The sequence below is a fragment of the Bradyrhizobium sp. LeoA1Lang genome (assembly GCF_055413685.1).
The window spans coordinates 1-8,533 of the sequence record NZ_JBVAPG010000243.1 but is presented as its reverse complement, the minus strand read 5'-3'; the positions used below and the strand labels follow the sequence as shown (position 1 = coordinate 8,533).

The following is an 8,533-nucleotide window of genomic DNA, read 5'->3' as shown; positions in this document are numbered from 1 at the left end:
GTCGTTCAGAACGAGCCGATCCAGAACCCCCAAGGCTTCCTCCTAAAAGAAAGCCTTGAATCACGTTCCGTCTGATTTGAGAATCCCAAGAGTCCACACAGCCTAGAGCATGATCCGGAAAAGTGGAAACCGGTTTTCCGAAAAGATCATGCTCAAACAAGAAAGATGAGATCATGATCCGATTCCGTCCCATCGGATCATGATCTAGAACCCTTTCCCCCGCACGCCATCCCATCGATGCAGACCATGCCATTACGCACATTGATCGCAGGGCTGATCCTGATAGCCCTTCCAGCGAGCCAAGGCTTCGCCGCCAACGCTACCGTCAGGGACGGCAGCACGCTTCAGCTCGGCAACGTGACCTACCGGCTCGATGGCATCGACGTGCCGCCGATCGACCAATTGTGCATCGACGAGCATGCCGAGAGCTGGACCTGCGGCATCGAGGCCCGTGACCAGTTGAGGAAGCTGATCGGCGACCGTCAGGTCCGCTGCGACGATCTCGGCCCCGACCCGACCTACGAGAAACGACATCTCGGCGTGTGCAAGATCGAAGGCGACCCGACCAGCCTCAGCGAGGTGATGGTCCAGCGGGGCTTTGCCCTGAATGTCGAGGCATCCGCCACCGGCCGCTTCAAGCCTGAGGAGGCGCGCGCCAGGGAAGACCGCCAGGGCATGTGGAAAGGCTGCTTCGTTGCCCCGCAGGAGTTCCGGCGCGGCAAGCAGGAAGGCGCGCTGCTGGGCGCATCATGCCCCGCCGATCGCGATCGCGCGATCCGCGACGTGCTCTTCCCTGAAGATCTCCCGATGCCTGCAAGCTGCAACATCAAGGGCAAGTTCGCCGTGCGCGCCCGCGTCACCGGCGATATCGGCATCTATCATTTGCAGGCGTGCCGCAGTTACCCTGGATTAACCAAGCCGGACCGCTGGTTCTGCTCGGAAGATGACGCGCAGGCCGCGGGGTTCCGCAGGGCCTACAACTGCCGGCCCGGCACCAAGGCCAAATGACGCTGGCAAGCCCTCTTCCGTTGTGTGAGACTACGGAAAGAGGTCGCCCGCCCCGATGTCGCCAGACCCTATGAACGTCCTTCCCGAGACGGTCGCCGCTGAACGGCTGCGCCAGCATCTGGAAGAAATTGCGCGCGAACGCGACCGCGCCCATCGCGCGTTACAGGAGCGCGAGGCGGAGCTTGCCCGGATCCAGCGTATCGGCCGCGTCGGCGGCGTCGAGGTCGATTTCCGCGAGGGCGTCCGCAACCGCCGCTCGCCGGAATACCTGATCGTCCATGGGCTGGGGTGGGATGCGGTGAACGAGACCCACGAGGATTGGGTCGACCGCATCCACCCCGAGGATCGTGAGCGCGCGATCAGGCATTTCTTCGATGCCCTGGCCGGGACGAGCGAAGATTACGTGGCGGAATACCGGATCCTCCGTCCGAGCGACGGCGAGACCCGGTGGATCGCCGTCATCGGGGAAATCGAGCGCGACCGCGACGGCCGCGCACTCCGTCTGGTCGGCGCCCATATCGACATCACCGAACGCATGCTCGCGCAGGAAAAGCTGCGCGAAAGCGAGGAGCGCTTCCGCCTGATCGCCGACAGCGCGCCGGTTCCGATCTGGGTGACCAAACTCGACCGCACCCGCTCCTTCGCCAACCGGGCCTATATCGATTTCCTCGGCCTTCCCTTCGAAGAAGCCATCAAGTTCGACTGGCGCAAGCGACTGCACCCCGACGACGTGTCGCGCATCGTGCAGGAATCGATCGCGGGCGAAGCCTCGCTCAAGCCTTTCGTGCTGGAGGCGCGCTATCTGCGCGCCGACGGTGAATGGCGCTGGCTCAGGTCGGAGTCGCAACCGCGCTGGGATCCGACCGGCAACCATATCGGCTTCATCGGGGTCGCCCACGACATCACCGCGGCCAAGCAGGCCGAGATCGAGCTGCGCCGGCTGAACGAGACGCTCGAATTGCGTATTTCCGAGCGCACCGCGCAGCTCGAGGCCAGCGAAGCGCAAATGCGCGCGATCTTCGAGACCAGTCACCAGTATCAGGTGCTGCTCAATCAGCACGGCGACGTGCTCGATGCCAACCGGACGGCACTGACCGGCATCCGCGCCGAGGCCCGCGATGCCATCGGCAAGCCGTTCTGGGAAACGCCCTGGTTCGCCGCGACCGACGACTTGCCCAAGCTGGTTCGCAACGCCTTCGTGGCGGTCATGAAGGGCGACGACGTCAAGGCCGAGATGATGCTGCGGCTTCCGGTCGGCGAACGCTATTTCGATTTCGCGATGCGGCCGCTCCGCGACCAGCACGGCACCGTGATCGGCGCCGTGGCCGAAGCCGTCGACATCACCGAACGCCGCCAGGGCGAAGAGGTGCTGCGGCAATCGCAGAAGATGGAAGCCGTCGGCCAGCTCACCGGCGGCGTGGCCCACGACTTCAACAATCTGCTGACCATCATCCGCTCCGCGACCGACTTCATGCGCCGCCGCGACCTGCCCGAAGAGCGCCGGCATCGCTACATCGACGCGATCTCCGAGACGGTGGAGCGCGCCTCCAAGCTGACCGCGCAGCTATTGGCGTTCGCCCGCCGCCAGCCGCTGAAGCCGCAAGTCTTCAATGTCGGCGCGCAGGTCGAGGGCGTGACCCAGCTTATCCGGCCGCTGGTCGGCGCGCGCATCCAGATCGACGTCGAGATCGACGCCCCCGATTGCTTTGCGATCGCCGACATCGCCCAATTCGAGACCGCGCTGATCAATCTCGCGGTGAACGGCCGCGACGCCATGGACGGCGAAGGCCGCCTCGCGATTACGGTGCGGAAGGTGCGGGGCATCCCTGCCCTGCGCGCCCAGCCGGCGCGCTGCGGCGATTTTGTCGCGATCACCATGGCCGACACCGGCACCGGCATCGCGCCCGATCATCTGCAATCGATCTTCGAGCCGTTCTTCACCACCAAGGAAGTCGGCAAGGGAACCGGGCTTGGCCTGAGCCAGGCATTTGGCTTTGCCAAGCAGTCCGACGGCGACATCGATGTCGTCAGCACGCTCGGACGAGGCGCGGCCTTCACGATCTATCTGCCGCAGGCAGCACGACCGGCCGATGCGGCATCCGCCGCAGCCATCGCCAGCGAGCCGGCAACCACGGGCCGCGGCTATCGCGTCCTCGTCGTGGAGGACAATGACGAGGTCGGGCAGTTCTCCACCGAGTTGCTCGAAGATCTCGGATACTCGGTCAAACGCGTGGCGAATGCCAATGCGGCGCTTGCCCTGTTGTCCGAAGACGAGTTTTCCGCCGACCTCGTATTCTCCGACGTCATCATGCCCGGCATGAACGGCGTGGAGCTCGCCAGCGTGATCCGCGACCGCTATCCCGGGCTGCCCGTGGTCCTGACCAGCGGATACAGCAACGTGCTCGCCGAAAACGCGCATCGCGGATTCGAGCTGATCCAGAAACCCTACTCGGTCGAGTCGCTGTCGCGCATCTTACGGAAAGCGATCGCAGATCGCGGATCAATCTGAGCGCGTCTCCTTCTATTTGGCCGCGATATCGATGAGGGCGATGCCGAGATCAGCCCTCTTCTTCCTGCGCAGCTTTGCCGGCGTTTCCGTCAGCACGACCTCAAGCGTCGGCCGCACCGCGCCCGCGAGCAGATGGCCGCCGCGCGTGGAGCCATCCGACAGCCCGAGCACGATGTGGACGTGCAGGCTGGCCTTGCCGTCATCGCCGATCGCGACGTCGCCGATCGCGCTCAGCACCTCGCATTGCTCGTTGACCTCGATCTTCCGGTAGGATTTCGAGCCGAAATCGAACCAGCCGACGGTCGCCCGCTCGAGCGCACCGATCGCGGTCAACGCCGCCGCGGAAATCCTCGCCTCGTTGGCGAACTTCGTCAGCGCCGCGAACGCTTCCTCGCCGGTGTCGAGGATGACGACATGGACCTGCGCACCCGGCTCGTCTGAGACCAATTGGCTTCGCATCGGCTGGCTCGCTTCGTCAGGCTGCGCTGCGCTGGGTGTGGCGGCCTTCCTTCACCTCCTCGATGATCTTGGCACTGAAGGCCTCGAGATCGCCGGGATTGCGGGACGTGATCACGCCCTGGTCGGTCACCACCTGGGAATCTTCCCACTTGGCGCCGGCATTCATCACGTCGGTCTTGATCGACTTGTACGAGGTCATCCGCCGCCCCTTGGCGATGCCGGTTTCGATCAGAAGCCAGGGCGCGTGGCAGACCGCCGCGACGACCTTCTTGGCGTCGAATATATCCTTGATGAACTTCAGCGCCTTCGGCTCGATCCGCAGCAGGTCAGGATTGATCTGTCCGCCCGGCAGTACGATCGCGTCGTAGTCGGACGCGGAGACCTGGTCGAGCGTCTTGTCGACCTTCACCGGCCGGCCCCAATCCTTCATGTCCCAGCCCTTGATCTCGCCCGCGGCCAGCGAAACCACGTCGACGGCGGCGCCAGCCTTCTTGAGCCGATCGCGCGGTACTTCCAGTTCCGACTGCTCGAACCCGTGAGTTGCGAGAATTGCGATCTTCTTGCCTTTCAAGTCCATGGGAAACTCCGTCGCCGTGCATGGGAGATGCCGACCAATCGACAATGCCGAACATCGTTCCTGCGCAACGGCGAATTGATCCGGCCTCCCCGGGAACCGGCGCGGACGCTATTTCGGATTCGGCTCGACGAGCCCCGCCGCCGGATCCTGCAACTTGCCCTCACGCGCAAGCTTCACGGCGTTGCCGAGCGCGCGCGCAACATTCAAGGTCTCTTCCTGAAACGCGCTATCCTTATCGAGCGCTTGATGTGAGGTCGCGTAAGGCCCCATGTAGCCGATATAACCGTCGAGCTCGCCGGTTCGGCCGATCGAGATCAGCCTCATATCCGTCAGCCAATCCGATAGCGACCGTCGCATCGTTTCCGCGCCAGCGGAATCGCCGTGCACGACGAGTCCGAAGTAGCGGCCGGCGAGATGGCGCAGATAAGGCCAGCCCTTCAACTCGAGTGCCTTGGCTTTATCGGCGTGTTTGCCATGGGTCGAGGTCGGATCGGGATTGCAGCCATCGGCGCAGACCATCCGGTCGATCATCGCCTTGAGCCCCGTCGGTGCCTGATACCAATTCACCGGCGACACGATCAGGATGCCATGCGCCGCCACCCATAGTGGATAGATCTCATTCATCCAGTCGTCGGTCTGGCCAAGCGCGTAGTTCGGGTAGCAACTGCAGGGCCAGTGACAGAGCGCCGGCGAAGTCGAGACGCAGGACTTGCAGGGATGGATTTGCTTGCCGTACTCGGACGCCAGCCGCGAGAGATCGAGAATGTCGACGGCAAGTCCCATCTCGACGAACACAGGCTCGGCGAGCTTGACCAATCGCCAGCTCTTGGACATTTCACCGGGACAGGTATGCTCGCTGCGCGAGGAGCCGTTGATGATCAGGATGCGCGGTCTCTCCGCCGCCTCGTCGTGGCGCCGCTGCGCCGCCAGGATCGCCTCGCGCGCAGCAAGCCAATCCACCGCAAGTTCGTATTCCGGATCGGCGAAGCCCGGCCCCGCTTTGCGCGTCAGCGGCGACTTGCGCGAATGACTGTAGGCATCCCACGCCGCGTCGATGATGGCGTCGATCTCCCGCTGCAGCGGCCCGAAAGCGGGATCGACGAAACGGCTGCGATAGCGTCGCGCGAACTCCTCGCGCGGCAATTTGACCGGCGGCATCCCCTGGCGGACGTCCGGCGCCGTCATGTCGCACCTCGCCCTGCATGAACGTTAGATGACATGTCGCGTTAACAACATGACATCGGCGACGGTTCCGGCGCGGCGAGAAGGGAGTGCGGCCACTGTGTCCGAGAAGCTGGATCGCAAGGTCAAGACGGCGCTCGACGAAACCCGTCTGCTCGTCCTGGGCATCCAGGTCCTGCTCGGCTTTCAATTCCAGGCCTTCTTCCAGACCGGGTTTCCGGCGCTCTCCTCCGCGTCGAAAATGCTCTGCGCCGTCGGACTTGCGCTGCAGACGCTTTCGCTGGGGCTCCTGATCGTCCCCTCAATGGAACACCGGTTGGTCGAGCAAGGTTCTTCGTCGAAGCGCCTGGTCCGCGCGACGTCGCTCTATGCGACCGCTGGCTTGGTTCCCTTCTCCTTGAGCCTCGGAGTTGCCACCTATGTGGTGATCGAGGGACATTTCGGCTGGCTTGCGGGATTCACAAGCGGACTAGCGCTGGTACTCGCATCAAGCTTTGCATGGTTCGGATTGGAGCTGTTTCACCGGCAGAGACCCCTAATGCCCGATTCAGGAGGAACAACCCCGCTCGCGACAAAGGTCGACCAGTTGCTGACCGAAGCGCGCGTCATCATCCCCGGCGCGCAAGCCCTGTTCGGCTTTCAATTCATCGCCATGCTCACCAGCGGATTTGAAGGAATGCCGCAAACGGCAAAAATCGTGCATGCCGTCGCGCTCGGCCTTGTCGCCATGAATGTCATCCTCCTGATGACGCCGGCTTCCTTGCACCGGCTTTCCTATGGGGGCGCGGATTCTGCGAGCTTTCTGCGCATTGCCTCCGCGCTGGTGACAGTGGCGCCGCTATTTCTGGCTGCCGGCATCGCCGCAGAGAGCTATGTCGTGCTCGGCAGGATCACCAACCGCGAACTCGCCGCCACTTACGCGGCGGCGAGTTTTCTCGTGCTAATCGGATTCTGGTACGCTCTGCCGCTGATCGTGCGATGGACGCGCAATCACCGCAAGCCTTGACGCCGCGGGGTCACTTGCGATTTTTGTCCAGCGCCTGCGCCATCTCGAGATGGTGCTGCAGCGTCGGCAGCGTCTTGCCGGCCCAATCCTTCAGCTTCGGATTGTCGCCGCTCTTGGCGTAGCGTTCAAACAGCGATACCGCATCCTTGTGCGCGCTCACCTGCATCGGGTTATATTGACTTGCAAAGTTCTCCGGTTTGGTGTCGCGCAGCTTGTCGAGCTTGCTTTGCGAAGACGAATCCAGGCCCGATGGAATCTGCACGCCCTCGCTGCTCGTGACCAGGCCCTTCAGCTCGCTGCTGGTCTTGGTGTGATCGGCGATCATCTGGGACGCGAATTTCTTCTCCTCCGCATTGCCCTTCTGCTCGGCGAGCTTGCCTGCCTCGATCTCCAGCATGTCGCTGGTCGCCGCTTCCTTGACGAAATCGGCCGTCGAGGGAGCGACGCCCAATACCGAATTGACGCCGGTCTTCTCGCCGACCGATTGCGCGGCTGCCGAGGTGGAAATAAAGGCGACGGCAACTGCCGCCACCACGATCGATCTCTTCATGGTCCTTGCCTCTCGTAAGGGTTGTGAGCGGCAAACCCGTGGCCGGAATTTTGGTTCCTACGAGGGGGTGCGCTCGCGAAACCATCACGGCTGTCAGAGGTTTATAGTCTCGAAGGGAGACTCTGATGGCGCTTTTTCGGGTGCAGCCAACCCGCGCTGACAAGGCAATCGCCGACACCGTGTCGGAATACACGACGCCGACAACCGAGCGCGCTGCCGAGGTGCTGACGTGGGGCGCGGACGAGCACGTCATCTGCGCGCTTGCGCTGGGCTGGTGGCTTTATTCGCGCAACAAGGACGCAAAGCAGCGTCGCAGCAGCAGCCACGTCCTCCTGACCACGATCGTGACGGCCGTCCTGCCCCACGTGCTGAAAACGGTATTCGACCAGGAGCGGCCCGATCGACGGACAGCCCGAGGTCACCTGCATGGCGTCCCGTTCTCCGGCAAGCCTGAGGACGCCTTTCCGTCAGGCCACGCGATTCACGTCGGCGCAATCGCCTCAGCCGCAACCGTGCTTCCGCCGGCAAAGCGGAATGTCGTCTGGGCAATCGGTGGAGGCCTTGTGCTAACACGCGTCGTCCTGCTCGCGCACTGGCTGAGCGATGTCGTTGCCGGCCTTGCGATCGGCGCTGCTATCGAACGGCTGCTGCGGCTCATCACAGGCTACGGCGAGGATCGGCACGAATGCTGAAACGTCGCCGATCAGGCGGCGTCCTCCACTTCAGCCGTTTCGGATGCCAGCATCGCGCGGATCTCCCGCGCCGTGCGCGCCGCGCTGAACAGATAACCCTGCATCTGGGTGCAGCCCAGCATGTGCACTGTGTCGCGCTGCTGCTCGGTTTCGACCCCTTCCGCCGTCGTGATCATATCGCGGTCGGCCGCGATGCTCACCACCGCGCGGATGATCGACGCCGACGAGCTATTGCGGGTGACTTCCTTGACGAAGCTGCGGTCGATCTTGATCTTGTCGAACGGGAAGCGCTGCAGATATTGCAGCGAAGAATAGCCGGTTCCGAAATCATCCAGCGCGATGTGAACGCCGAGCGCGCGGAGCTGGTTGAGCGCGACCAGCGCGGCATCATCGTCCGCGATCAGGACCGCCTCCGTGATTTCGAGCTCTAGGTCGCGTGGACAGTTATCTTAGCCAGAGCAGAGTTGCGGCGATAGCGACGACAGCGAAGTAATTTCGTGCGGTTTTTTCGTAGCGCGTAGCAACGCGCCTGAAACGCTTCAGTTTCGAG

The 8,533-nt window shown here is 63.2% G+C and carries 8 protein-coding genes and 2 pseudogenes; 4 read left to right on the top strand and 6 right to left on the bottom strand.

All coding sequences use genetic code 11. The annotated features are described in order from the left end of the window. The first annotated feature begins 246 nt into the window (after positions 1-246). Positions 247-1,008, top strand: coding sequence for a thermonuclease family protein (locus ACZYOF_RS40305; RefSeq protein WP_463719224.1), 762 nt, complete (start codon positions 247-249; stop codon positions 1,006-1,008). Between the two features lie 55 nt (positions 1,009-1,063). Then, on the top strand, positions 1,064-3,517 hold the full coding sequence (locus tag ACZYOF_RS40300) for a PAS domain-containing hybrid sensor histidine kinase/response regulator (RefSeq protein ID WP_463719223.1): 2,454 nt from the start codon (positions 1,064-1,066) through the stop codon (positions 3,515-3,517). 12 nt (positions 3,518-3,529) lie between these two features. Here ACZYOF_RS40300 and ACZYOF_RS40295 read toward each other — a convergent pair whose 3' ends face one another. The 3 genes from ACZYOF_RS40295 to ACZYOF_RS40285 form a co-directional block, all read right to left on the bottom strand. Beyond that, positions 3,530-3,976 (bottom strand): PPC domain-containing DNA-binding protein, encoded by a 447-nt coding sequence (locus tag ACZYOF_RS40295; RefSeq protein ID WP_130577729.1) that lies wholly within the window; start codon positions 3,974-3,976, stop codon positions 3,530-3,532. A gap of 16 nt (positions 3,977-3,992) precedes the next feature. Continuing rightward, positions 3,993-4,553, bottom strand: coding sequence for a type 1 glutamine amidotransferase domain-containing protein (locus tag ACZYOF_RS40290; protein WP_463719222.1), 561 nt, complete (start codon positions 4,551-4,553; stop codon positions 3,993-3,995). A 108-nt stretch (positions 4,554-4,661) separates the two neighbouring features. Continuing rightward, on the bottom strand, positions 4,662-5,738 hold the full coding sequence (locus ACZYOF_RS40285) for a flavodoxin family protein (protein ID WP_463719221.1): 1,077 nt from the start codon (positions 5,736-5,738) through the stop codon (positions 4,662-4,664). 97 nt (positions 5,739-5,835) lie between these two features. Here ACZYOF_RS40285 and ACZYOF_RS40280 point away from each other — a divergent pair, with 97 nt between their 5' ends. Next, positions 5,836-6,741, top strand: a complete 906-nt coding sequence (locus ACZYOF_RS40280) for a DUF6328 family protein (RefSeq protein ID WP_463719220.1) — start codon at positions 5,836-5,838, stop codon at positions 6,739-6,741. A 10-nt stretch (positions 6,742-6,751) separates the two neighbouring features. Here ACZYOF_RS40280 and ACZYOF_RS40275 read toward each other — a convergent pair whose 3' ends face one another. Beyond that, entirely contained in the window at positions 6,752-7,291 is a 540-nt protein-coding gene (locus ACZYOF_RS40275; RefSeq protein ID WP_463719219.1) for a DUF4142 domain-containing protein, read from the bottom strand. 125 nt (positions 7,292-7,416) lie between these two features. Here ACZYOF_RS40275 and ACZYOF_RS40270 point away from each other — a divergent pair, with 125 nt between their 5' ends. Further along, on the top strand, positions 7,417-7,983 hold the full coding sequence (locus tag ACZYOF_RS40270) for a phosphatase PAP2 family protein (RefSeq protein WP_130577724.1): 567 nt from the start codon (positions 7,417-7,419) through the stop codon (positions 7,981-7,983). An 11-nt stretch (positions 7,984-7,994) separates the two neighbouring features. Here ACZYOF_RS40270 and ACZYOF_RS40265 read toward each other — a convergent pair. Together ACZYOF_RS40265 and ACZYOF_RS40260 are read right to left on the bottom strand one after the other, a co-directional pair. Next, positions 7,995-8,423 (bottom strand): annotated as a pseudogene (locus ACZYOF_RS40265) (EAL domain-containing protein); the annotation flags it as partial. Between the two features lie 4 nt (positions 8,424-8,427). Then, positions 8,428-8,533 (bottom strand): annotated as a pseudogene (locus tag ACZYOF_RS40260) (IS5/IS1182 family transposase); the annotation flags it as partial.

What these genes read in the sequence shown, in the direction of transcription:
- ACZYOF_RS40305 (WP_463719224.1), top strand. Translation starts at nt 247, where the DNA reads ATGCCATTACGCACATTGATCGCAGGGCTGATCCTGATAGCCCTTCCA.
- ACZYOF_RS40300 (WP_463719223.1), top strand. Translation starts at nt 1,064, where the DNA reads ATGTCGCCAGACCCTATGAACGTCCTTCCCGAGACGGTCGCCGCTGAA.
- ACZYOF_RS40295 (WP_130577729.1), bottom strand. Translation starts at nt 3,976, where the DNA reads ATGCGAAGCCAATTGGTCTCAGACGAGCCGGGTGCGCAGGTCCATGTC.
- ACZYOF_RS40290 (WP_463719222.1), bottom strand. Translation starts at nt 4,553, where the DNA reads ATGGACTTGAAAGGCAAGAAGATCGCAATTCTCGCAACTCACGGGTTC.
- ACZYOF_RS40285 (WP_463719221.1), bottom strand. Translation starts at nt 5,738, where the DNA reads ATGACGGCGCCGGACGTCCGCCAGGGGATGCCGCCGGTCAAATTGCCG.
- ACZYOF_RS40275 (WP_463719219.1), bottom strand. Translation starts at nt 7,291, where the DNA reads ATGAAGAGATCGATCGTGGTGGCGGCAGTTGCCGTCGCCTTTATTTCC.
- ACZYOF_RS40270 (WP_130577724.1), top strand. Translation starts at nt 7,417, where the DNA reads ATGGCGCTTTTTCGGGTGCAGCCAACCCGCGCTGACAAGGCAATCGCC.